The 23,745-nt window shown below is 70.9% G+C and carries 17 protein-coding genes; 6 read left to right on the forward strand and 11 right to left on the reverse strand.

Annotation, left to right across the window (positions count from 1 at the left end; all coding sequences use genetic code 11):
- Positions 1 to 106 precede the first annotated feature (106 nt).
- Positions 107 to 2,389, reverse strand: a complete 2,283-nt coding sequence (locus AB0H88_RS24045) for a hypothetical protein (RefSeq protein ID WP_357647911.1) — start codon at positions 2,387 to 2,389, stop codon at positions 107 to 109.
- A gap of 192 nt (positions 2,390 to 2,581) precedes the next feature.
- On the opposite strand from AB0H88_RS24045, the gene cofD reads away from it, so the two are divergent.
- The 3 genes from cofD (at position 2,582) to AB0H88_RS24060 (ending at position 5,740) form a co-directional block, all read left to right on the forward strand.
- The gene (cofD, locus tag AB0H88_RS24050; RefSeq protein ID WP_357647913.1) at positions 2,582 to 3,520 is read left to right on the forward strand and encodes a 2-phospho-L-lactate transferase; all 939 of its coding nucleotides are present in this window, start codon (positions 2,582 to 2,584) and stop codon (positions 3,518 to 3,520) included.
- Positions 3,521 to 3,633: 113 nt separating this feature from the next.
- The gene (locus tag AB0H88_RS24055; RefSeq protein WP_357648040.1) at positions 3,634 to 4,908 is read left to right on the forward strand and encodes a coenzyme F420-0:L-glutamate ligase; all 1,275 of its coding nucleotides are present in this window, start codon (positions 3,634 to 3,636) and stop codon (positions 4,906 to 4,908) included.
- Between the two features lie 88 nt (positions 4,909 to 4,996).
- A complete protein-coding gene (locus AB0H88_RS24060; protein ID WP_357647915.1) occupies positions 4,997 to 5,740 on the forward strand; it encodes a lytic polysaccharide monooxygenase in 744 nt (247 codons plus the stop codon).
- Between the two features lie 55 nt (positions 5,741 to 5,795).
- On the opposite strand, the gene AB0H88_RS24065 is transcribed toward AB0H88_RS24060, so the two are convergent.
- The 7 genes from AB0H88_RS24065 to AB0H88_RS24095 form a co-directional block, all read right to left on the reverse strand.
- Complete coding sequence (locus tag AB0H88_RS24065) at positions 5,796 to 7,541, reverse strand: substrate-binding and VWA domain-containing protein (RefSeq protein WP_357647917.1); 1,746 nt, start codon at positions 7,539 to 7,541, stop codon at positions 5,796 to 5,798.
- An 80-nt stretch (positions 7,542 to 7,621) separates the two neighbouring features.
- Positions 7,622 to 10,180, reverse strand: coding sequence for a bifunctional FO biosynthesis protein CofGH (locus tag AB0H88_RS24070; RefSeq protein WP_357647919.1), 2,559 nt, complete (start codon positions 10,178 to 10,180; stop codon positions 7,622 to 7,624).
- Between the two features lie 50 nt (positions 10,181 to 10,230).
- Positions 10,231 to 11,124 (reverse strand): DNA-3-methyladenine glycosylase 2 family protein, encoded by an 894-nt coding sequence (locus tag AB0H88_RS24075; RefSeq protein ID WP_357648042.1) that lies wholly within the window; start codon positions 11,122 to 11,124, stop codon positions 10,231 to 10,233.
- A 45-nt stretch (positions 11,125 to 11,169) separates the two neighbouring features.
- Complete coding sequence (locus tag AB0H88_RS24080; RefSeq protein ID WP_357647921.1) at positions 11,170 to 12,261, reverse strand: NDP-sugar synthase; 1,092 nt, start codon at positions 12,259 to 12,261, stop codon at positions 11,170 to 11,172.
- A 20-nt stretch (positions 12,262 to 12,281) separates the two neighbouring features.
- Positions 12,282 to 13,400, reverse strand: a complete 1,119-nt coding sequence (locus AB0H88_RS24085) for a glycosyltransferase family 1 protein (RefSeq protein WP_357647923.1) — start codon at positions 13,398 to 13,400, stop codon at positions 12,282 to 12,284.
- Between the two features lie 94 nt (positions 13,401 to 13,494).
- Positions 13,495 to 14,394, reverse strand: a complete 900-nt coding sequence (locus AB0H88_RS24090; RefSeq protein ID WP_357647925.1) for a lysylphosphatidylglycerol synthase transmembrane domain-containing protein — start codon at positions 14,392 to 14,394, stop codon at positions 13,495 to 13,497.
- The gene (locus tag AB0H88_RS24095) at positions 14,391 to 15,218 is read right to left on the reverse strand and encodes a class I SAM-dependent methyltransferase (protein ID WP_357647927.1); all 828 of its coding nucleotides are present in this window, start codon (positions 15,216 to 15,218) and stop codon (positions 14,391 to 14,393) included. Before AB0H88_RS24095 ends, AB0H88_RS24090 begins: the two co-directional genes overlap by 4 nt.
- Positions 15,219 to 15,310: 92 nt before the next feature.
- Here AB0H88_RS24095 and AB0H88_RS24100 point away from each other — a divergent pair, with 92 nt between their 5' ends.
- Positions 15,311 to 16,270: a lysylphosphatidylglycerol synthase domain-containing protein gene (locus AB0H88_RS24100; protein WP_357647929.1), complete on the forward strand. Its 960-nt coding sequence runs from the start codon at positions 15,311 to 15,313 to the stop codon at positions 16,268 to 16,270.
- On the opposite strand, the gene AB0H88_RS24105 is transcribed toward AB0H88_RS24100, so the two are convergent.
- From AB0H88_RS24105 to AB0H88_RS24115, 3 genes are read right to left on the reverse strand one after another with little or no spacing between them, the layout of a single operon-like run.
- Positions 16,171 to 17,232: a glycosyltransferase family 4 protein gene (locus AB0H88_RS24105; RefSeq protein WP_357647931.1), complete on the reverse strand. Its 1,062-nt coding sequence runs from the start codon at positions 17,230 to 17,232 to the stop codon at positions 16,171 to 16,173. The two genes, AB0H88_RS24100 and AB0H88_RS24105, sit on opposite strands and share 100 nt — an antisense overlap.
- 1 nt (position 17,233) lies before the next feature.
- Positions 17,234 to 18,163: a glycosyltransferase family 2 protein gene (locus AB0H88_RS24110; protein ID WP_357647933.1), complete on the reverse strand. Its 930-nt coding sequence runs from the start codon at positions 18,161 to 18,163 to the stop codon at positions 17,234 to 17,236.
- Positions 18,164 to 18,211: 48 nt separating this feature from the next.
- Entirely contained in the window at positions 18,212 to 20,239 is a 2,028-nt protein-coding gene (locus AB0H88_RS24115) for a hypothetical protein (protein ID WP_357647935.1), read from the reverse strand.
- 164 nt (positions 20,240 to 20,403) lie between these two features.
- On the opposite strand from AB0H88_RS24115, the gene AB0H88_RS24120 reads away from it, so the two are divergent.
- Positions 20,404 to 21,834: a hypothetical protein gene (locus AB0H88_RS24120; protein ID WP_357647937.1), complete on the forward strand. Its 1,431-nt coding sequence runs from the start codon at positions 20,404 to 20,406 to the stop codon at positions 21,832 to 21,834.
- A 170-nt stretch (positions 21,835 to 22,004) separates the two neighbouring features.
- Entirely contained in the window at positions 22,005 to 23,636 is a 1,632-nt protein-coding gene (locus AB0H88_RS24125) for an LCP family protein (RefSeq protein ID WP_357647939.1), read from the forward strand.
- Positions 23,637 to 23,745 lie beyond the last annotated feature (109 nt).

Here is a 23,745-nt window from a genome sequence, read left to right on the forward strand (position 1 = left end):
GTTGGCCTGGTGCGTTGCAACGTCTGGCAGTGGTCGGAACCGTACCAGGGCGGGAGAGACTCCCGCCCGTGGCCCACCTTCTCTCTAGCCGTGCTTTAACGGTCTCTTACCTGCGTGGCTCGTTGGGGCTGTATATGGCCGTGGGGTCGATCGGGTCGTCTCCCTGCCGGGGCGCGTCGCCGCCCAGCGCGTCACCGCGGAACATCGACTGGTCGAGCCGGACGGTGGACTCCGCCGGGTGATCGCCCCAGCCGGCCGCCTGGGGCTGCGACTGGTGGTGCGGCTGGTAGGGCTGCGGCTCGTACTGGCCCGGCTGGGGCTCGTACTGGGCCTGGGGCGGCTCGTAAGGGGCCTGATGGGCCGGGGCCTGATGGGCGGGGGCCTGATGGGCGGGGGCCTGATGGGCGGGGGCCTGATGGGCGGGGGCCTGATGGGCGGGGGGCTGCGTCGGGTAGCCCGGCTGCTGGTGCTGCGGGTGGCCGAAGGGGTCGTCGTACGGCCTGGCCTGCTGCTGGCTCGCGTAGTCGGGAACACGCAGGTCGGAGGCGGCGCCGGCCGACGAGTGCTGGTACGTCTCGGCCTGCTGGTAGGCGTCCAGGAGTTGCTGGGAACGCGGGTCCACCGGCGGGTCGGGCTCCTGGTAGGCGGCTGGGGTGGCGTACTCGTGGCCCGAGAAGCCGGTGAAGGGCTGGCCTTGGGGCGGGGCCTGCGGCTGGTCGAAAGCGTTCTGCCCGAAAGGCTGCTGGCCGAACTGGGGCTGCGGCTGGGCCGGGGGCGGAGTCTGCGCCGGGGGTTGGGCCTGGTCGGCGGGCGCCCATGGGTTCGGCTGGTTGTCGAGGGGCGCGAAGGGGCTGGGCTGGCTGTCGACCGTCTGGTAGCCGTTCGCCTGGCTGTCCGTGGGAGCGTGGGCGTTGGGCTGGCTGTCTGCGGGGACGTACGGAGTCGGCTGGTTGTCCGGCGTGCTGTACGGGATCAGCTGGTTGTCCGGCGTGTTGTACGGGATCGCCTGGCTGGCCGGCGTGTTGTACGGCTGCGAGAAGGCGCTCGGCTGACTGTCCGCGGGGACGTAGGGGGCGGGCTGGTACTCGGGCTTCGGCTGGTGGCCGCCGTCGGGCGTGGGGAAGCTCGGGTTCGTCTGACCGAAGCCGGGCTGGGGTGTGGGGAAGCTCGGGTCCGTCTGGCCGAAGCCGGGCTGGGGCTGAGGCGTGGGGAAGCTCGGGTCCGTCTGGCCGAAGCCCGGCTGGGGCTGGGGGAAGCCCTGGTCCGGCTGGCCGTGGTTCTGGTCGCGGTCGGTCGTGGCGGGGAATGCGACGGTGACCGGCGGGGGGGTCGAGGCCGGCTCCGGGGCGTAGGGGGGCTGCTCGGGCTGGCCACCGTAACTGGGCGGCTGCTGGCCATAAGCGGGCTGCTCGGGCGCGCCACCATAACTCGGCGGCTGCTGGGCATAGGCGGGCTGCTCAGGCTGACCGCCATGACTCGGCGGCTGTTGACCGTAGCCCGGCTGCTCCACCGGACCTCCGAAGCCGTCCGGCTGGCCGCCGAAGCTGGGCGGCTGCTGGGCATAACCGGCCTGACCGGCCTGCTCCGCCGCCGCCGGACCACCATAACTGGGCGGCTGCTGCCCATAACCCGGCTGCTCAGGCTGGCCGCCGTAACTGGGCGGCTGCTGGCCATAACCCGGCGGCTCGGGCGCGCCACCGTAACTCGGCGGCTGCTGGGCATAGGCGGGCTGCTCAGGCTGACCGCCATGACTCGGCGGCTGCTGGCCGTATCCCGGCTGCTCAGGCTGGCCGCCATAGCTGGGGGATTGCTGGCTGGGGGGCTGCTGACCGTACGGCTGCTGCTGGCTGGGGGGCTGCTGGCCGTACGGCTGCTGACTGGGGGGTTGCTGACCGTAAGGGGCGTTGGGGAACTGCTGGCCGTACCCCTGCTGGGGCTGGACGGCGGGGCGGTCGGGCAGGACCTGTGGGAGCAGGTAGACCAGCGCGATGGCCGTCAGCGCGAGCACCGGCACGCCCCTGATCACGAACTCCGCCGTCAACCGCGCGCCGCTGCCCGCGAAGAGCCCGAGGATCAGCGTGATCGCGCCGAACAGGGTGGCGATGGCGAGCATGGCCGCCGCGCCGAACGCGACCGGCTTGGCCTGGGACGACGGTGTGCCGACCTTGGTGAGCAGCACCACCGAGCCGAGGAGCAGCGCCGTGGTGACGGGGCTGGTGAAGTTCGCGAAGTTGCTGAAGGCACGGTCCGCGAAGGACAGGTCGGCGACCACGGAGCCCGAAGAGCTGACCAGGACCTTGCCGATGGCCACGAGGATGTTCAGTCCGCCCCCGGCGAGCATGAGCCAGGCGGCCGGCTCCCTCAGCCGGGCGACGTCAAGTTTGCTCACAAGTACCCCCATCGGACCCTTTGGCCCGAAGGGAGTTTGCCACATCGCTGACTTCGACGACGGATGTCCAAGCAACCTCTTACGTGCCAGACGTCCACATTAAGCGTGTTTTGCTGGTTTTTCGGAGACCGAAGCGTTGTAAAGCTGCCTCCCGAGACAGGTGTGTCGGTGGCCGGTGCGAGACTGGTCCGCATGCACATCGTGTCCCTCGCCGGCGGCATCGGCGGCGCCCGCTTCCTGCGTGGCCTGCGGGCGACGGCCCCCGACGCCCAGATCACCGTCATCGGCAACACCGGCGACGACATCACCCTGTTCGGCCTGCGCGTCTGCCCCGACCTCGACACCGTCATGTACACCCTGGGCGGCGGCATCGACGAGGAGCAGGGCTGGGGCCGCGCCAAGGAGTCCCATGCCGTCAAGGAGGAGCTGGCGGCCTACGGGGTAGAGCCGCAGTGGTTCGGGCTGGGCGACCGCGACTTCGCCACGCACATCGTCCGGTCGCAGATGCTGGAGGCCGGCTACCCGCTCTCCCAGATCACCGAGGCGCTGTGCGCGCGCTGGCAGCCGGGCGTGCGCCTGCTGCCGATGAGCGACGACCGCTGCGAGACGCACGTCGTGGTCTCCGACGAGCGCGGGCGGCGGGCCATCCACTTCCAGGAGTGGTGGGTACGCCTGCGCGCCGCCATCCCCGCCGAGTCGATCGCGCTGGTCGGGGTCGAGACCGCCAAGCCGGCCCCGGGCGTGCTGGAGGCCATCGCGGAGGCCGACGTGGTGATCCTGCCGCCGTCCAACCCGGTGGTGAGCATCGGCACGATCCTTCAGGTGCCGGGCATCCGTGACGCGCTGCTGGCCAAGACCGTGGTGGGCGTCTCGCCCATCATCGGTGGGGCGCCGGTGCGCGGCATGGCCGACGCCTGCCTGACCGCGATCGGCGTCGAGACCAGCGCCCAGGCGGTGCTGGACCTCTACGGCGCGGAGCTGATCGACGGCTGGCTGGTCGCCGAGGAGGACTCCGGCGTCGCTCTCGACGGGGTCAGGGTGGAGGCACGACCGCTGATCATGCACGACGCCGACGCGGCGGCCGACATCGCCCGCGCCACCCTCGATCTGGCCCTGGAGCTCGCCCGATGACCCCCATGAGTCCGACGGAGCCCACCACCCCGACCGTGCCCACCACCCCGACCGACCCCACCACCCCGACCGAGCCCACCGACGTAGCGAGTCCGGCGAGTCCGGGCGGCGGTCTGTCCGGTCGGGTCGAGGTGTTCGGGGTTCAGGGCATCGGTGAGGTGCGGCCCGGTGACGACATCGCGGCCCTGCTCGGTGGCGCCGACCTGCGCGACGGCGACATCCTCGTCATCACCTCCAAGATCGTGAGCAAAGCCGAGGGGCGCGTCCGCCAGGCCCCCGACCGCCTGGCCGCCATCGCCGAAGAGACCGAGCGCGTGGTGGCCAGGCGCGGTGACACCGTCATCTCCCAGACCCGCCACGGCTTCGTCATGGCCGCCGCCGGGGTCGACGCCTCCAACACCGCCCCCGGCACGGTCCTGCTGCTCCCCGAGGACTCCGACGCCTCCGCCCAGCGCATCCGGGCGGCCCTGGCGGCCCGCGCGCGGGTGGGCGTGATCGTCTCCGACACGTTCGGCCGCCCGTGGCGCCACGGCCTGACCGACGTGGCGATCGGCGCCGCCGGCGTGACCCCGCTCGAAGACCTGCGCGGCGGCGCCGACACCCACGGCAATCCGCTCAACGCCACGGTGACCGCCCTGATCGACGAGATCGCCGCCGCCGCCGAGCTGGTCAAGGGCAAGCTCGCGGGCGTGCCCGTGGCCGTCGTGCGCGGCCTGTCCCACCTGGTGACCGAGGAGGACGGGCCGGGCGTCCGGGCGCTGGTCCGGCCTGCCGACGAGGACATGTTCCGCTACGGCTCGCGTGATGTGGTGTTCGCCCGCCGTACGATCAGGGAGTTCTCCGCCGAGCCCGTGGACTCCGCTGCCGTACGCCGGGCGGTGGCGGCCGGCATCGCCGCGCCAGCGCCGCACCACACGACCCCGTGGCGGTTCGTGCTCGTCGAGTCGGCGCAGACGAAGGTGAAGCTGCTCGACGCCATGCGCGACGCCTGGATCGCCGACCTGCGGGCCGACGGGTTCACCGAGGAGTCGATCACCAAACGGGTCAGGCGCGGCGACGTGCTGCGCAACGCCCCCTACCTGGTCGTGCCGTGCCTGGTGATGGAGGGCTCCCACACCTACCGTGACGAGCGGCGCAACGCCTCCGAGCGTGAGATGTTCATCGTGGCGACGGGCGCGGGCGTCGAGAACTTCCTCATCCAGCTGGCCGTCGAGGGACTCGGCTCGGCGTGGGTGTCGTCCACGATGTTCTGCCGCCCGGTGGTGCGTGAGGTGCTCGACCTGCCGGAGTCGTGGGACCCCATGGGCTGCGTCGCGGTGGGCCACGCGGCGGCCCCGCCCCGGGACCGTCCGCCCCGCGATCCGCAGGACTTCATCCTGACGCGCTGACTGCCAGTCAAGAACAGTCAAGGGCCATTTACCGTTAATAAAGTTTCCTTTACATTCGGATTATCCCCCCATGTAAAGGAGCCGCTCCATGAGAAGGACGCTCACGTTGGTCACCGTGGTGGTGATCTCGATCGCCACCACGGTCTTCGTCGCCCAGCCGGCCCTGGCGCACGGCTACATCAACTCCCCGCCCAGCCGTCAGGCGTTCTGCGCGCAGGGCCAGGTGCCCAACTGCGGCGACATCATCTACGAGCCGCAGAGCGTGGAAGGGCCGAAGGGGCTGCGTAACTGCCACGGCAACAACGCGCGGTTCGCCCAGCTCAGCGACGAGTCCAAGCCCTGGCCGGTCACCTCGGTCGGCAACTCGGTGACCTTCAGGTGGACACTCACCGCCAGGCACTCCACCAGCACCTGGGAGTACTTCATCGGCAACACCCGGGTCGCCTCGTTCAACGACGGAGGCGCCCAGCCACCGGCGACGGTCTCCCACACCGTGAACTTCGCCGGCTACAGCGGCCGGCAGAAGGTCCTGGCGATCTGGAACATCGCCGACACGTCCAACGCCTTCTACGCCTGCGTCGACCTGAGGTTCGGCGGCGGCGGCGGGAACCCGACCCCCACGCCCACCCCGACCCCCACCCCGACGCCCACCCCGACGCCCACGCCGACCCCGACGGTGACCTCGCCGGGTGGCACCTGGGCGCCGAATGTCGCGTACGCGGTGGGCGCGCTGGTCACCTACGCCGGGCTGTCGTACAAGTGCCTCCAGGCGCACACCACACTCCCCGGATGGGAGCCGCCGAACGTACCGGCGCTATGGCAGCGCCTCTAGCCCGCAGAGTTCACCCGCGGAAGACGGGGTGCCGGGACTTCCCGGCACCCCCTCATCATGTGGTCGGCTTGCAGGTGGGGTGGCACAGGCGGCGGGCGAGCGCGGCGAGGAAGACATCGATGATCTCGTCCGGCTGCTGGGCGATGTGCAGGGAGCCGTTCGTGACGGAGGTGATGTCGGACAGGCTCGCCCGGTCCGCGTTGCCGAAGGCGATGATGACGATCTGGATGGGCTTGTTCGGGTCCCACTCCTCGCGGAGCTTGCTGACCAGCTGCGGCAGTTTGATGCCGCGGCCGTCGTCCTTGCCCGCGGTGATCACCAGGAGCGTGTTGTTCATCTCCTCGCGATACTTGCCCGCGAGCTCGTGGAAGCCGCCGAGTATCGCGTCGTAGAGCGAGCTGTCACGGTCGGGATGGGCGGTGATCGTGGTGGTGAGCTGGTCGAGTACGCTCCTCCGGACCAGCTGGCCGCTCTCGGGGCGGCTGATCGGCCCCAGGCTGACGCGCTGCTGGTAGCCCTTGGCCTGGCCGAGCCCGTCGGCGAACTCCCACAACCCCATGTGCGTGGTGTCGGGGAAGAGCCGCAGCCCGATCTTGGCCGCGGCCAGCGAGACGCCCAGCCGGGTGGTGTTCTTCAGCTTCTCGGCCATGTGCTTGGAGGTGTCGGCCAGCACCAGGATGTTCGTCGGCGGCGCCAGCCTGCTCCACGCCTGCAGTGCGGCGTCGATGTCCTCGGGCGACACCGAGGGCCGGGTCTTCGGGGCGACCGTCGGGATCTGCGGCCCCGGTGAGATCGGGCCCAGCTTGCCGTCGCCCGAGTGGAACCCGGCCCGCCGTACCAGATCCTGGGCCTCGGGGCCGCGCAGCCAGTCGGCGAAGAGCGTCGAGGCTTCGGCGGCCGTCGGGTCGGTGGCGGTGACGACGTACGGGTAGTCGAGATCGATCGTGCCCTCACGCGGGTTCAACGCGACGACCGGGTCGGTCGACGGCTGCTGGTTGTGCGTCCACACCGACTGCTCGGGCACGATGACCACCGGCCGCTGCCAGAACGTGTGGTCGTCCACGGCGGCCAGCATCGAGCGGTAGTCGGGCGCCGAGCCCGCCTGCGCCCAGCGGACGAACGCGGTCAGCGCCTTGTCCGCCTCGGGCCCGTTGCCCACCACGTCCCTGGCGGCGGCGACCGTGGCGATGCCCGCGCCGGCCAGCGACGGGTCGGGCACGCGCACGATGTCGGGCTCGTTGGCGTTGGGCGTGAGCCGGCCCCGCACGGTGGAGGGGAAGACCATCCGCCAGTTCATCTCGGTCTTGCCGACGGAGAAGCGCTGCGCCAGCGACGACCGCGTGGCGAACACCAGCGGCGACGTCGCCACCACGCTCTCCCCCGTGGGCAGCGCGCTCGCGCCCTGCTTGCGGGCCAGCCGGATCCAGGCGGAGGAGTCGGCGATCCAGCCGTCGGGCCGCTCGCGTAACACGCCGGCCCGGTCGCCGATCAGCGTGCGCAGCACGGTGGCCGGAGGCTGCTCGGTGACCTGGACGAGCACGCACCGGCCGCCGATCGAGTTCTTGGCGTCGTTGAACTTTCCGGCCGCCTCCATGGCCGCCGGAGCGACGTCCACCGCAGCGGCCACGCTGACCAGAACAGGCTCTCGTGTCGTGCACAGCGCGCCGGCTCCGCCGAAGAGCACGACCACGGTGGCGGCGACGATGGCCAGCGCCCCCGCCCCCGCCAGCAGGCCGCGTTGCAGTGCCTTCCTGCGGCGCTGTTCGGCGGGCAGCGCCGCCCGGTGTCGACCCAGCCGCACGGTGCACCTCTCTTCAGGGGACTGCCGATTCTTCCAGCGCCGCCCACGACTGGCGCAAGACTCGGTAGAACTTGTTATAACTACGCCATCGGGAGTACCCGCCTGACGCTCTGGCAGACACCGTCGCTCGCCGCCGACGCGGCCAGCCGCTCGCCGTCGGGCCGGCCGTACTCCGTCGTACGCTGCCGCACCGGCCGGCCGGTGAGCTCGACCATCGCGCGCAGCTCACTGATCGTCTTGTACGAGCCGTTCTCCGACCCGGCCATCCGGCTGATGGTCTCCTCCATCAGGGTGCCGCCGAGGTCGTTCACCCCGCCCTGGAGCACCTGGTGGCACAGGTCGTCCTGGAGCTTGACCCAGGAGCACTGGATGTTCGAGATCGCGCCGTGCAGCAGGATCCTGGCCAGCGCGTGCACAGCCCGATTCTCCTGCGCGGTCGGCCCCGGCCGGGCGACGCCCGCCAGGTAGATCGGCGAGCTGGTGTGCACGAACGGCAGCAGCACGAACTCCGAGAACCCGCCGCTCTCCTCCTGCAGCCGCCTGATCAGCTTGATGTGCCTGACCCAGTGCACGTGGGTGTCCACGTGGCCGTACATCATCGTGGACGTCGTCGGGATGCCCACCCGGTGCGCGGTGGTGATGACGTCGATCCACTCCTTGGTGGGCAGCTTGCCCTTGGTGAGCACCCAGCGGACGTCGTCGTCGAGAATCTCCGCCGCCGTGCCCGGCAGCGAGTCGACACCCGCCTCCTTCGCCGCGTGCAGCCAGTCCTCGATGGACAGGTTCGTCCGGCTGGCGCCGTTGATGACCTCCATCGGGGAGAAGGCGTGTACGTGCATGCCCGGCGTCCTGGCCTTGACCGCCTTGGCGAGGTCGAAGTAGGCGGTGCCCGGCAGGTCGGGGTGGATGCCACCCTGCATGCACACCTCGGTCGCCCCGGCCCGCCACGCCTCCTCCGCGCGGTCGGCCACCTGGTCCAGGCTGAGCGTGTAGGCGTCGGCATCGGTCCTGCGCTGGGCGAACGCGCAGAAGCGGCAGCCGGTGTAGCAGACGTTGGTGAAGTTGATGTTCCGGTTGACGACGTAGGTCACCTCGTCGCCGACCGCCCGCGCGCGCAGGTCGTCGGCGATGCGGGCCAGCTCGTCGAGCGCTCCGCCGTCGGCCGACAGCAACGCCACGGCCTCGGCCTCACTCAACCCCGCCGGATCCGCCTCCGCCCGCCGCAACGCCGCCCGCACCTCGGACGGCGTATGTCCTCCTGACGCGGCGGGGTCCAGCCGATCGCGCAGCGCCTCCCAGTCTCCGTAGACGTTGTCGAAGTCGTCACGCCGGTCGTTGGTCCGGCCCGTCGTGTCCACCTCGACGTGCAGATCCACCCGGCCAGAAGCCGCGAATCCCCCATCTGGCTCCTGCCACGGCCGCCCCTGGAGCACCGCGTCCTCCACAGCCAGCCCCGTGACCGGATCCGCCAGCGCCGCCACGTGTGCGAACAACCGAGGATCCAGCCACGGCTCCCCCGCGAGCACATATTCCGGATAAATCGTCAGCCGCTCCCGCAGCTGGAACCCCGCCTCGCCGGTCCGCTCCGCCAGGTCGTCGATCTGCGGCCACGGCCGCTCAGGGTTGACGTGGTCGGGCGTCAGCGGCGACACCCCGCCCCAGTCGTCGATCCCGGCTCGGATCATCAGCTCGTACTCGGCGTCGACCAGGTTCGGCGGGGCCTGCAACCGTACCCGGGGCCCCAGAACGAGCCGGGCCACCGCGATCGTGGCGGCCAGCTCCTGCAGGTCGGCGTCCGGCAGGCCGCGCATGGCGGTGTCGGGCTTGGCGCGGAAGTTCTGGACGATGACCTCCTGGACACCGCCGTACTCGCGCGCCACCCGCCGGATCGCGAAGATCGACTCGGCCCGGTCCTCGATGGTCTCGCCGATGCCGATCAGGATCCCGGTGGTGAACGGCACGTTCGAGCGGCCCGCGTCCTCCAGCACGCGCAGCCGTACCGCCGGATCCTTGTCGGGAGACCCGTAGTGGGCGGCCCCCTTCTCCTCGAACAGCCGCCGCGAGGTCGTCTCCAGCATCATGCCCATCGACGGCGCGACCGGCTTGAGCCGCTGCAGGTCGCGCCAGCTCAGCACGCCGGGATTCAGGTGCGGCAGCAGGCCGGTCTCCTCCAGCACCCTGATCGCCATCGCGCGCACGTACGACAGCGTGTCGTCATAGCCGTGCGCGTCGAGCCACTCGCGCGCCTGGTGCCAGCGGTCCTCGGGCCGGTCCCCCAGCGTGAACAGCGCCTCCTTGCACCCCATCGCCGCCCCCTGAGCGGCGATCTCCAGCACCTCGTCAGGACTCAGGAACGGCGCGGGCAGTTTGTTCGGCGCGGTCGCGAACGTGCAGTAACCACAACGGTCCCGGCAGAGCCTGGTCAGCGGGATGAACACTTTCCTGCTGTACGTGATGACGCCCTCCCTCCCGACCGCCGCCAATCCGGCGTCCCGGATTCGGGAGGCGTGTTCGAGCAGCGTGTCAAGGTGCTCATCGCGGGCGTGGAGCAGCACGGCCGCCTCGGTGACGTCGAGGGTCTTGCCGTCGCGGGCCCTGGCGAGAGCACGGCGGAGTGCGGAATCACTAACGAGACTCATACCGGCACACTACGACGGGCTGGGTTCACGACCCGCACCTAGGGGAGGTGTCAGAAGGACCGATAGTCGCGCACGGGCATTCTCGGGCCGCGCGCGGGCGGGCGCAGCCCGGTGAGCCAGATCAGGACCGTCGCCCGGTGCCGGTGGCCCATGTAGGGCTCCAGCAGCCGCATCATGCCCGGATCGTCGGTCTTCTCGCCGGTCAGCGCGTAGCCCACCAGCGTGGCCAGGTGGAAGTCGCCCACGCTCACGGCGTCGGGATCGCCGAAGGCCCGCTGGCGCACCTCCGCCGACGTCCACACCCCGATGCCCGGCAGGGCCCGCAGCAGCCGGTCGAGCTCCTCACTGGTGGCGGCGGCCTCCAGCTTGGCGGCGTGCCAGGCCGCCGTGGCGATCGTCCTGGCCCGCACGGCCTCGGCACCGGCCCGATGCCAGTGCCAGGACGGCACCTCCCGCCACACGCTCGTCTCGGGCACGACCCGCATCCCGTCGGGCGCGGGCCCCGGGGCGGGCTCCCCGTAGCGGTTCAGCAACCACCGCCAGGCCTGCCACGCCTCACGCCCGACGACCTTCTGCTCGAGTACGGCAGGCACCAGAGCCTCCATGACCCGGCCGGTCCTGCCGATGCGCAGCCCCGCGTGCTTCCTGGCCACGTCCTCCAGCACGGCGTGCCGGACGCTGAACCCCGAGGCGTCGTCCTCGGCCCCGAGCAGGGCGGGCAGCGCCTCAAGCAGCCACCCGGCGCCCGGCCCCCAGGCCTGTCCGCACACGCTCCCCGCCCGCACGCTCACCCGCAGCGTGCCGGGGCCGTCGGGGGTGCGGGAGGTGCGCCACACGGCACCGTCGTGCGTGGCGCGCCAGGTGGGATCGCCCGTGCCGCGCCGGTGCGGGCCCAGCACGAGGCCCACGTCCACCGGCCCCTCGGGCTCCCACCAACGCTCCATCACCCCTACAGTCTGCCGCCCCCGTTGGCCTCCGGGTGCCGGGGGTCAGACGTCGCTTGAGTAGCGGACCGCACGCTCAGGAAGCTCGATGCCCGGCCAGATGCGTACGCCCGCCTGGAGTTCGTTGCCCGGGCCCACCACCGCGCCGTCGCCGATCACCGCGTCGCACACCACCGCGCCCGCGCACACCCGCGCCCCCCGGCCCACCACCGAGTCCGTGACGGACGCGCCCGCGTGGATCACGCAGTCGTCGCTCAGCACGCTGCCCAGCACCGAGGCGCCCGCCTCGACCACGGCGCGCGCGCCCACCGTGGAGCCGCCCTGCACCTTGGCCTCCGGCGAGACCACGGCCCCGTCGAGCGCCAGGTATTCGCCGGTCGGACCGGGCAGCGCGGGCGAGGCCAGCCGGCCGAGCACCAGGTCGGCCGAGCCGCGGACGAACGCCGCGGGCGTGCCGACGTCGAGCCAGTAGGTGCGGTCGGCGTAGCCCAGCACGAGCTCACCCGACTCGATGAGCCCCGGGAAGGTCTGCCGCTCGACCGACACGACCTCGTCCCTGGGGATCTGGTCGATGACCGAGCGGGTGAACACGTAGCAGCCCGCGTTGATGCGGTTGGTCACCGGGTTGGGCGTCTTCTCCAGGAAGTCCGTCACCCGCCCGTCGTCGTCGGTGGGCACGCAGCCGAACCGGGTCGGATCGTCGACCTCCGTCAAATGGAGCGTTACAGCAGCGGAACGGTCCACATGGGTACGGATCTGGTCGCCTATGTCGTGACCGGACAGGATGTCGCCGTTGAGGATGAGCACAGGATCGTCGGGACCCGAGGTGAGCGCTTCGGCGGCGTTGCGGATCGCGCCGCCGGTGCCGAGCGGCGTCTCCTCCGTCATGTATTCGAGCGAGAGGCCGAACGCCGCCCCATCACCGAAGACGGGCTCGAACATCGAGGCTTTGTAGGAGGTCGCGAAGACGATCCGGCGCACCCCGAATGATCGGGCGCGGGCCAGCTGATGTGCCAGGAACGGCACTCCGGCGGTGGGAAGCAGCGGCTTGGGCGTGCCCAGTGTCAGCGGACGCAGGCGCGTGCCCTGCCCTCCGACCAGGAGGATCGCCTCGAGGTCTGGCAAAGAGCTCTCCATCACTCGGTGAGGTTATCTAACTATTCGATCGCGCGCTGGTAGGAGCTGAGATGCGCCTCCACGGACGCCTCCCAGGTGAACTCGCGGGCTCTGGCCAGACCGGCCTCACGCAGCTGCCGCCGCCGCTCGGTGGAGGCGAGCAGCTGGCCGAGCTCTGTGGCGATGCTGTCGGCGTCGGGCTCGGTGTAGGCGACCGCGTCGCCGCCCACCTCGGGCAGCGAGGTGCGGTGGGTGGTGAGCACCGGCGCACCGCAGGCCATCGCCTCCAGCACGGGCAGCCCGAACCCCTCGCCACGCGACGGGAACGCCACCACGACCGCCCCGCCGAGGAACCCCGGCAGGTCCGGAATGCTCAGGTAGCCCGGCCGCACCACCTTGACGGTGGCCTCGACCTCCCGGCAGGCCTCATCGACGTCGTCCTCGTGGACCCCGCCGCCGAGCACCAGCGCGGGCGGGTGGTCCAGGCTCTTGACGGCCATGGCGAAGCCGCGGATCAGGTTGGGCACGTTCTTGCGCGGGTCGAGCGCGCCGAGGAAGGCCACGTACGGCTGACCGTGCAGGCCGCACCTGGTGACCGCGCGGAGCATCTCGACGTCGCTCGGCGGGTGGAAGACTCGCTGGTCCACGCCGTGGTAGGCCACGTCGATGCGGGTCGGATCGGCGGCGAGCACGCGGATCAGCTCGTCCCTGGTCGCCTTGGACGGCACGATGACGCGGGTGGCGTGACGTACGGAGGTGCGGGTGGCGGACCTGAAGAACGACGCCCGGACCGCGCTGTGCTGTTCGGGCTCGGTGAACCAGGTGACGTCGTGCACGGTCACCACTGTGGGCAGGCCCGCGCGGATCGGCATCGAGTAGTAGGGGGCGTGGATGACCTGCGCCCCCGCCTGGCGGGCGAGCAGCGGCACGCCGGTCTGCTCCCAGGCGAGCCTGGCGGCCCGGTTGGTGATGGCGACAGGGCCAGGCATGATCCGGGCCGAGGGCGCGAGCCGCCCATAGCGGTCGGCGTCGGCGCGCTGGCAGACCACCGCGAGATCGGCACCCGCCCGGTCGAGCCCGGCGACGAGCCCGTCCACGTATCTGATCAACGCCCCGCGGTCCGCGGGGACCGCCGCGGCGTCGACGAGCACTCGAGGCATTACGAAGATCTTCTCCCCTCAAGATCAACGTGGGGCCTTTCGCCCCCCTCTACGGTTCAGCTTATGACCACTGAGCCCCAAATCGTGGTCCAAATCACCCCGAGTCGCGCCGAGCTGCGATTCCCGCCATACCCGCGCAGATCAGGTCCCCGATGACGATGACGATCCGCGATGAAAGAGCCACGGCGATGGCCGGGCCGGAGGGCATCACCGGCGACAGCACGCCCACCATGACCACTTCCCGCACACCGGCACCGGCGGGAACGACGAACGACATGATGCCCAGCGACCACGACAGGGCGAAGGCGCCGATGGCGAAGAGCAGGCCGTCCTGCGGCACGATGAAGTAGAGGTGCACGCCGTAGGAGATCCAGCCGGCCAGGGCCCAGCCGAGCGCGGTGAGCATGCCACGCCGGGTGAGCCCGCGTTCGAGGGGCTCGCGCTTGAGCTTACGCAGCCCGAACCCGATCAGCCCGTTGATCACCTTGGGCTCCAGCAGCACCAGCAGCACGGGCACGAGGAGCAGCAGCCAGCCGAACCGGTCCCAGCCGAGCGTGACCAGCGTGACGAGCAGGCCGGTGGCCAGCTGGATCGGCATCATCAGGAAGAAGGCCGCCGCGCTGCGCGGGCGGGGCACACCGAGGTCGCGGCCCATCTCCATCTGAGCCAGGACCGGCCAGACGGCGCCGGGGATGTACTTGCCGAGCTGGCCGACGAAGAACACCTTGGCGGCGGGGCGCAGGGGCAGCGGCGAGCCGAGGTCGGCCAGCAGGGTGCGCCAGGTCATCATGGCGCACAGCAGCGCGGCCACCACCCCGACCAGGGAGGCGGCGAGCAGCGGCCAGCTCAGCCGGGCGAACCCGGCGACCACGGCGTCCCACTGCGACGCCACGGCCCACCCGCCGAACCCGAGGGCGACCAGCAGGAACCCGAACCGCACGACCTTGCGCACCACGGGCGCCCTGCCGGACGTGCCAGGTTTGATGGTGCTCACAGCGGGCGGACCCGCTCGGGCGGCTGCGGGAGGGCGGCGCCCACCGGGGGGCGGGGCGTCTTCGTCGCCACCCACAGGTAGGTGGGCACGATCGGCAGGAGCAGGCGCAGCACCGCGCGCGGAGTGCGCGCCAGCACGGCCCGCACCACGCGGCCCAGCGCGCCCGGGAACAGCTCGGACCCGGCGAACCGGGTGGGCGTCGCCAGCACCGGGAAGGTGTAGTCCCACACGTGGAAGGCCCGCAGCATCCGGCGCAGCCCGCGCCGGGTGCGGTAGCGCTCGTAGTAGTGGTCGGCGCGACCGGAGGCGCGCACGTAGCGGTCGGCGAGCGCGGGCGGCAGGTAGGACAGGAACGGCAGCTTGTAGTGCGGCTCCATGATGCCGAGCCGGTTGCCCAGCCCCAGGTAGAGCACGCCGTCGTCGGACAGCACCCGGTGCATCTCGGCGACCACGGCGTCGGGGTCGACGACGTGCTCGTAGATGTGGTTGAACACCAGCACGTCGAGCGAGCCGTCGGGGAACGGCAGCGCGGTGCCGTCGCCGCAGACGAACGCCACCCGCTCGCCGAACCGGTCGGCCGCCTTGCGCAGCCCGGGCACGTCGATGTCGATGCCCAGCGTGTGCTCGGCCCCGGCGCCGGCCAGCTCGTCGGCGATGAACCCGGCCGAGCAGCCGACGTCGCCGACGGTCAGCCCGCCGAGCGGACCGTGGAAGTGCTCCACCACCGCGATGATCTTGGCGGCCTTGCGCCGGCGTTTCTCCTCGTCGAGCATCGCCGACTGGAACTCGGAGTACTCCAGCTGTGCGACCCGTTCCTTACCCACGCCGCCCAACAGTACCCGCGTGCGAGAGGCGCTGAACGATCGAAGACCCGATCGTCTGGCTATACCCGGCCGACCGCGGTTAGCCTTGGCCAATGCTCCGCCGCCTGCTGCGCGTCTTCCTCGCGCTGGTCGCGCTCGGTTTCCTCGGCTACGGACTGGCCAGGAACTGGGGCGAGACCACCGCGGCCGTGACCGCGCTGTCGCCGTGGGCGGTGCTCGGGGCGTTCGCCGCGGTGCTGGCCGGGCAGTTCTGCATGCTGCTCGCCTGGCGCGGGGTGCTGGCCGGGCTCGGGTCGCCACTGCCGTTGCCGGTGGCCGGGCGGATCATGTTCGTGGGCCAGCTCGGCAAGTACATCCCCGGCTCGGTCTGGGCGTACGCGGCGATGATGGAGCTCGGCCGCGACCACGGCAGCCCGCCGCGCCGGACGTTCGCCTGCATCTCGCTGTCCCTGGTGATCAACCTGGGGGTCGCGCTGTCGATCGCCGCCGCGACGCTGGCGACGCAGCAGGCCGTGCGCCAGGCGTGGTACCTCCTGCTGCTGGTCCCCGTGATCATCGTGTGCCTGCATCCCAAGGTGCTCACCTGGGGTCTCAACCTGGCCCTGCGCCTCGCGCGCAAGGAGCCGCTCGACAGCGTGCTGCCCGGCCGTACCGTGCTGGTCGCGGTGGGCTGGACCGCCCTGGGCTGGTTCGTGTACGGCCTGCACACCTGGCTGCTGTCGGGCAGGTGGGACCTCTACGTGGTGGCGACCGGGGCCTACGCGTTCGCCTGGGCCACCGGGCTGCTGACGTTCGTCGTGCCGGCCGGGGTCGGGGTGCGTGAGGGCGCCATGATCCTCGTGCTCTCGCCGCTGATCGGCACCGGCCCGGCCTACGCGGTGGCGGTGGTGTCGCGGCTGGCGTTCACCCTGGGCGACGCCGTCGCCGCGGGCATCGCCTTCCTGCTGGGCCGTCAGGCGTCGAGGAGCACCGCGGAGTACGACGACCAGAACGGCTCCGGGTCGACCGCCTTGACGCCCGACCGCAACCGCTCGGGCTCACCCGGGGCGTAGAACCGCTTGATCGCCCCGTTGAGGGCCTCGACGTCGTCCGGCTCGACCAGCAGCCCGTCGACGCCGTCCGTGATGTGGTCGGCGAGCGCCCCGACGCGGGTGGCGATCACCGGCACGCCGTGCTCGTGCCCGAGCCAGACGTTCTGGCTGGCGGTGGCGTTGCGGTAGGGCAGGACGAGCGCGTCCGCCGAGGCGAACAGCTTCGGCACGTCCTCGGCGGCCACGTAACCCGGCCGGAGCTCCACCCGGTCGGCGAGGCCCAGCTCACCGATCAACGCCTGGGTCCCGTCGAGCCCGCCCCAGAACTCACCCGCCACGGTCAGCCCGACCCCCTCCGGCAGGGCCCGCAGCAGCAGGTCGAGCCCCTTGTACGGCCGGACGATGCCGAAGAACAGCAGCCGCCCGTGCACCTCGGCGGAGCGTTCCCCGGTCGTGGACGGCAGATGCGGCGGCAGCCCGGCCACACTCACCGGCTTTCCGGTCAGGGAGGCCGCCAGGGCCGCCTGCTCGCCGGAGTGGGTGAGCACGGCGTCGACCCGGTTGAGCAGCGCCTTCATCAGCGGCCGGTCGTAGGGCTTGCGCTCGTGCGGCAGCACGTTGTGGCACAGGGCGACGGTCCTGGCCTTGCCGCCCAGGCCGTACAGGATGCCGAGGTAGGCCGGGACCTGCACCGGGCTCAGGACGGCCAGGATCACCAGGTCGGCCGAGCGCAGCCGGCGCCCGCAGGCCACCCAGCCGGCGGGATTGCGCCAGTCGAGCCGGCGCAGCGTCTTCGGGAAGGGAGTGCCTTCGGGCGCCGTTATCGTCTGCTGCCCCGGATAGAGGAAGGCCGGGTATTGCGCACGCCAGGACTCGATCACCACGTCGTGGCCGAGCGCCGTCAGCCGGTGCGCCAGCTCGGTGGTGTGCTGCGCCCCGCCTCCTTTGTACGGATAGGTGGGGCCGACGATGGCGATGCGCACGCTATTCGCCCCGCGAGCGCACGATCAGGTCGGCCAGCAGCGCCACGGACCCGATGAGCAGGCCCGACAGGAAGATCATGACGGTGTTGGCCGGGAAGTAGAAGGGGTGCTGGACCATGTCCCAGATCCCCTTGACGAACCCGATCGCCACCAGCCACAACGCGGGCGGCATGAGCACCTTGAGCGGGTTGAAGTACATGATCATCCGCAGCACCTGCAGGATGTAGCGGTAGGCGTCGGAGACGAAGCTGAACTTCGACTTGCCCGCCCGCTTGGCGTAGCCGATCGGCATGTAGTAGACGTCGTGCTGGTTCGACAGGAACGACAGCGTGATCGTCGTGACACAGGAGAACCCGGGCGGCAGTAGCCGCAGGTAGGGCTTGGCCACCGACTTGCGGAACGCGCGCAGCCCGGAGTTGAGGTCGGGGATCTTCTGCCCGGCGAGCTGCTCGGCCACCTTGCGGATCACCCACTTGGCCGGGACGCGCAGCAGCTTGTGCGACCCCTCCTCGCTGGTGCGGGCGCCGACGACCTGGTCGACGGTCGTGTCCTTCTCCAGGATCTGGACCAGCTCGGGGATGCGCTCGTTGGGGTAGGTCATGTCGGCGTCGGTCCAGACGACGATCTCGCCCTTGGCCTCCTGCGTGCCGATGCGGCGCACGGTGCCCGACCCGCCGTTGCGGTGGAAGGCGCGGATCCGCAGGTGCTCGAACCGGGGCGCGGCCTCCTGCAGCCTGGCCAGTGTCTCGTCGGTGGAGCAGTCGTCGACCGCCACCAGCTCATAGGTGTAGCCGCTGGAGTCCATCGCCTTGGTGATGCGCTCGACCTCGTCGATGACGTGATCCTGCTCGTTGTAGCACGGCAAGACGATCGTGACGTATGGCGCTTCTTCCACGGCGTATCCACTCTGGGGGGTCTCAGGCGTGCTCACGTGCGTCGAGGGTACTCTGCCCAGCAGGGAGAAAAGTCCACACACAGGTCAGGCAACGGCCATCCACACGCTGATCCCGAACCCCCAGGTGCCGTTCGGCGCGTCGACGAGCGAGCGCTCGTCCTGCCGCGACACCAGGGCCATGACCTGCGTCTTCGGGCCGTACGGAGCGACCTGGAAGTCTTCGGCCGCCAGCACGACCGGGACGCGGCCGACGGCGCGGACGCGATCGATCAGGCGGCGCACGTCTTCTTCCTTTGCCGTATTCTTCCCTGCCACCACCCGGACCTGGGCCGTCGGGCGGTCGCACATACCCCGGACGACCTGGGTGAACCGGTTGCCCGTCACCCGCTCGATGATCAGCACCGAGGCGTTCGGCGGGATCTTGGCGCACATCGCCTCGACGGCCGCCCGCTCGCCCCGCTCCACCGGGGTGAACGCGGTCCCGATCGAGGTGATGGCCGGCGGCACCAGGACGAGCGCGGCGCCCACGACGCCGATCCACCGGCCGTACCCGCGCAGGGGCGCCCGGGTACGCACCCACTCCAGCCCCCACACCGCCAGCAGGATCATCCCGGGGATCACCACCGGGACCAGGCGGCGCGCGGCCCACGGATGGTCGGGGGTGATCTCCGGGCGCAGCAGCGTCGTCACCGTGGTCCAGCCGATGACGGCCAGAGGCAGCAGCCACTCGGCCGGGGAGCCGTTCCTGAGCAGCCGCCGCACCAGCACCGCCGCGGCGAGCGTGGCCAGCACGATCGCTGGGATGCCGACGTACCAGCTCACCCAGTGCAGGGACAGCTCCGAGTAGAGCCGGGTGCCGTCGACGGGCAGGCCGTTGGCCTTCTGCGTCTGTCTGATGAACTCGGAGGTGAGCCGGTCTTCCTTTGTCGTGGCCGCCCGCGTTACGGTCTGCAGCCACGGTCGCACGGCCAGCCCCGCCATGACGAGGACGACCAGCCCGGCACCCACGTTCGGAAGCCACCTGGGCAGCCGGATCCGGGCCAGGCGGGGCGCGGCGAGCGTACCGGCCAGGGTGAGCAGGAGAACGGCGGCGCAGATGGCCAGCAGCGGATTGAGCGACTTGGACAGATAGGACAGATAAGGCCGCGCCAGCACGTACGCCGCCAGCAGCCCCAACCCCGCGCCCACCGCGAGCCCGGCCAGGAGCGGCGGCCCGAGCGCCCCCTGGGAACGGCCGAGGCGCCGCCAGGCGATCAGCACCCCGGCGAACGCCAGGACAGGCAGCACGTCACGCAGCCCGTCGATCCTGACCAGCACGGCCAGCCCGAACACCAGCCCGCCCAGCGCCGCTTCCCACCCCCGCGGCCTGTCCTCACGCGAAAGGGCATCGTGGACCAGGGCCAGGCCGCCGAACAGCAGCACCAGCGAGGGGATCTCGCTGAAGGTGGTCCGCGAGGTGTAGAGGATCGGCAGGCTCACCGCGAAGGCCAGCGCCGCCACCGGCGCCCAGCGCCCACCGGCGAGCCGGCCCACCACCCCCGCCAGCGTGAGCACGGCCAGCGCTCCCAGCACGGCCGGTGTCAGCAGCATGCCGCCGAGCCAGTCACCCGCGGCGAACAGCAGCGGCGGTCCCGGCATGAACTGCGGCACCACCGCCCCGTCCGCGGGGTAGAACCCGATGCTGTCGAACTTGAGCGCCGGGTCAGGCCCGCCGAACGCCTCCACCTGCGGGGTGATCGGCAGCGAGCCGTGCCGGGCGAGCCAGACGGCGTACTGCGCGTACGTGGCGGGGTCGCGCCTGACGATCAGCTGCTCGGTGTGCGTGATCGCGTTGAACACACCCGACCCCACCGCGACGGCGACGACCGCGCCGACCTGCCGCCCGGTCGCCTCGACGACCTTCAGCGGCCCGCGGACGGCGAACCGGCACAGCAGCCCGATGACCACCACCCCGAGCACCAGCGCGGGCACCGGCTGGTACCAGCCCGCCAGCAGCAACGGAAGCGCGGCGAGCAGCCAGCCGGCCACGATCAGGGCAGGCAGGATCGAGACCACGGCGAGCACCCGGCCCGCCGACGGCCTGCGCGTCCGGTCCGGCCAGGCGATTCTCATCGGTGATCGCGAGCGTATCCAACGCGCGGGCGCCGTGGCGCTGCCACGGGCCTTCGGCGCGTCAGGTGCGTCGGGATGTATCAGGTGCGCGTGGTGGGACTAGGCCCCGCGCCCGGTGTGGGCGGTTACGCGAGATCGTCCGAAACGCGGGTAGCGTACGCGACGTGCCGGTGAAGCGGGAGCGGGAGAACGTACAGGTGGAGGAGGCGACGCCCGCCGGTGACCCCGTCCGGACGGCCTCACTGGTGCGGCGGCACGGCTGGTTCCTGGCGGTCCTGACCCTGGGCGCCGCGCTGCGGGTGGTCACGATGCTGGGCTTCCGCCCGGCCCTGTGGTTCCCCGACTCCTACACCTACGTCGTCACCGTCTTCCACCCACGCCCCGACCTGGTGCGCCCCGCCGGCTACTCGGCCTTCATGAAGGCGCTCGAACCGTTCCACTCCTTCGGCGCGGTCACCGCCGCGCAGCATCTGCTCGGCCTGGCCACCGGCGTGCTGGTCTACTGGTGCGCGCGCCGGGCGCCCAGGTGGGCGGCGACGCTGGCCACGGTGCCGGTGCTGCTGGACGCCTACCAGATCGAGCTGGAGCACCTGCTCGTCTCCGACACGCTCTTCATGTTCCTGATCGTCGCCGCGATCGCGCTCACCCTGGCCGACCGGTCCGTGGTGATCGCCGTCGGGCTGCTGCTGGCCGCCGCCACGCTCACCAGGACCGTCGGCCAGCCGCTGATCGTGGTCGTGGCGGCCTGGTTCCTGCTGCGCAGGCGGGTGGGGCTGGCCGGGGTGGTGGTCGTGGCCGCGCTGGCGCCGATCCTCGCGTACGGAGGCTGGTTCTACGCCACCTACCACCGCGTCGGCATCGTCGGGGCGAACGGCGTGTTCCTGTACGCCCGGACGATGTCGTTCGCCGACTGCGCCAAGATGGACCCCCCGCCGGACCTCAAGGTGCTCTGCGACCCCCGGCCGCCCGATCAGCGGCCGCCCTCGCAGGAGTACATCTGGGCCAAGGACTCCCCGCTCGTCGCGCTGCCCGACATCACCTTCACCGAGCGGACCGACGAGCTGGCGGGCCGGTTCGCCTCGCTGGCCATCCGTCAGCAGCCGCTCGACTACGCGGCCTCCGTGCTGTCGGAGCTGGGCCGTTCGTTCGTCTGGGGCCGCCCGGTCTACCCCGATCACGAGATCTACGACTACTACGAGTTCCCCGCCACCTCGCCGCCGCCGCCCGGCCGGTGGGCCGCGCAGTTGGGCGTCGACCTGGGCAAGCGCTACGAGCAGGGGCCGATCGGCACCGAGGTCGTCGAGCCGTACGCCGGCTGGATGCGCGCCTACCAGGACGTGGCCCGCCTGCCGGGCACCGTGCTGCTGGCCGTCCTGCTCGTCCCGCCCGCCCTGGCGATCAGGCGGCGGCGCTCCAGGTCCGTGAGAGGGATTTATGAGCCGCCCGCGTGGCTGCTGCCCTGGTCGACGTCGGTACTTCTGCTGGTGATGCCCGCCGCGGTGGCCGAGTTCGACTACCGGTACGTCCTGCCGGCCGTACCCCTGGCCTGCCTGGCGGCGGCTCTGGCCACCCGCGCCGACCTGGGTAAATCCTAAGAGTTTGCCCAGGATATTCCACGATATGTCCAGCTCTGAGTATGCTTTTGCCCGGTAACATCACGCCCGAGTCACGGTCGATTCTTTTGGTCATGGCTGCGGGCACGCCGTCCGTGACCTAGTCTCGTGGCGCAGAACGACCGAGCCGACCGGACTGGGCGAGGGGGCGCATGAGTGACCATTGGAGCGTGTCCGTGGAGGACCGCAGGGTCGCCTCTACACAGCCCGGCAGCCGGATGTCGCGTCGGGCGGCCGCGTCGAACCCTCCTCCGCCGCCGCCCGAGGACCTGCCGCCCCGCGGCCACCGCGGCGGCGGTAACGGTGGTGGCAACAAGATGCGGGTGCTGGCCTGGATCAGCATCGCGGCCACCTCGCTCATGGTCGTCGGCGCGCTGACCGGATACACGCTCTACCGCGACGCCTTCGGCAACATCAACAAGAAGGGCTTCAAGGAAGACATCCTCACCCCCCGGCCTCCGAGCACCGGCGCGCTCAACGTGCTGCTGGTCGGCTCCGACACCCGTGCGGGCAAGGGCAACGCGAAATACGGCCAGCAGCTCGCCAGGACGGCCGACGCCGGCGGCAAGCGCACGGACACGATCATCCTGATGCACATCTCGCCCAACCGGGACCAGGCGCGGCTCATCAGCTTCCCGCGTGACTCGATGGTGCAGATCCCCAGGTGCAAGAACGACACCACGAAGCAGGAGATGCCGGCCCGCCGTGACATGATCAACTCGGCGTACAGCTCGGGCGGGGTCGCCTGCACGATGTCCACGCTGGAGACCCTCACCGGCATCCGCATCGACCACTACGTCGAGGTCGACTTCAGCGGCTTCAAGGCCATCGTCGACGCCCTCGACGGCATCGAGATCTGCCTCCAGAACGGCGTCGACGACAAGAACTCCCACCTGAAGCTGCCCCCGGGCAAGAGCCTGCTGAACGGCGAGCAGGCGCTGGGCTACGTCCGGCTGCGCCACTACGGCGACGGCAGCGACATCCAGCGGATCAAGCGCCAGCAGATCTTCCTGAGCAAGGTCGTGCAGAAGGCCACCAGCAGCCAGCTCCTCACCGACATCGGCAAGCTCACGGGCTTCATCAAGGCCACGGCCAAGTCGGTGACGATGGACCCGGAACTGGCCAACGACACCGCTCAGCTCATCGACATCGCCAAGAGCGCGCAGAAGATGACGGCGGGCGGGGTCAAGTTCACCACGATCCCATGGCAGCCGGACCCCGAGGACAAGAACCGGGTGGTCTGGCGGCAGCCCGACGCCAACGACCTGTTCAACGCGATCAAGAGCGACGTCGAGCTGCCCGAGCCCGCGGCGACGACCGGCACCACCAAGCCCAAGATCAATGTCAAGCCGGAGCAGGTCCAGGTCCAGGTGCTCAACGGCACGACGACGCAGGGCAAGGCCCGCGAGGTCGCCGACCTGCTGAGCAAGGAGGGCTTCAAGGTCACCGGCGTGGGCAACTACCTGGCCGCCGACGGCAAGAGTCAGGCCAACACCCAGGTCCGCTACGCCAAGAAGGCGGCCGACGGCACCGCGTACAGCGACGTGCTGATCAAGGCGATGCAGCCCAAGCCGGCCCCGACGGCGGGCAAGCTCAAGCCGACCACCACCGACGTCTACACCGCGCCGGTGCCCGTGCCCTCGACGACCCCGGCCACGACGAACCCGCCCGTGATCCAGCTGATCATCGGCGAGGACTTCAAGTCGGTCAAGGTCACCAAACTCCCCGACAGCGTCACCAACAGCACGATCTCTGCCGATAAGCAGAAGAACGTCTGCACCTGACCTCCAAGTTCCCTGTGTAACCGGGTGTTCTCACACCGCGAGTGAGACAGGAGCCTCGCGGCCGGGATAATGTGTTGCGGTCGGCGACGTGGGTTCGCCCCACGCGATC

It is taken from the genome of Nonomuraea sp. NPDC050680 (assembly GCF_040654555.1).
GTDB lineage: Bacteria > Actinomycetota > Actinomycetes > Streptosporangiales > Streptosporangiaceae > Nonomuraea.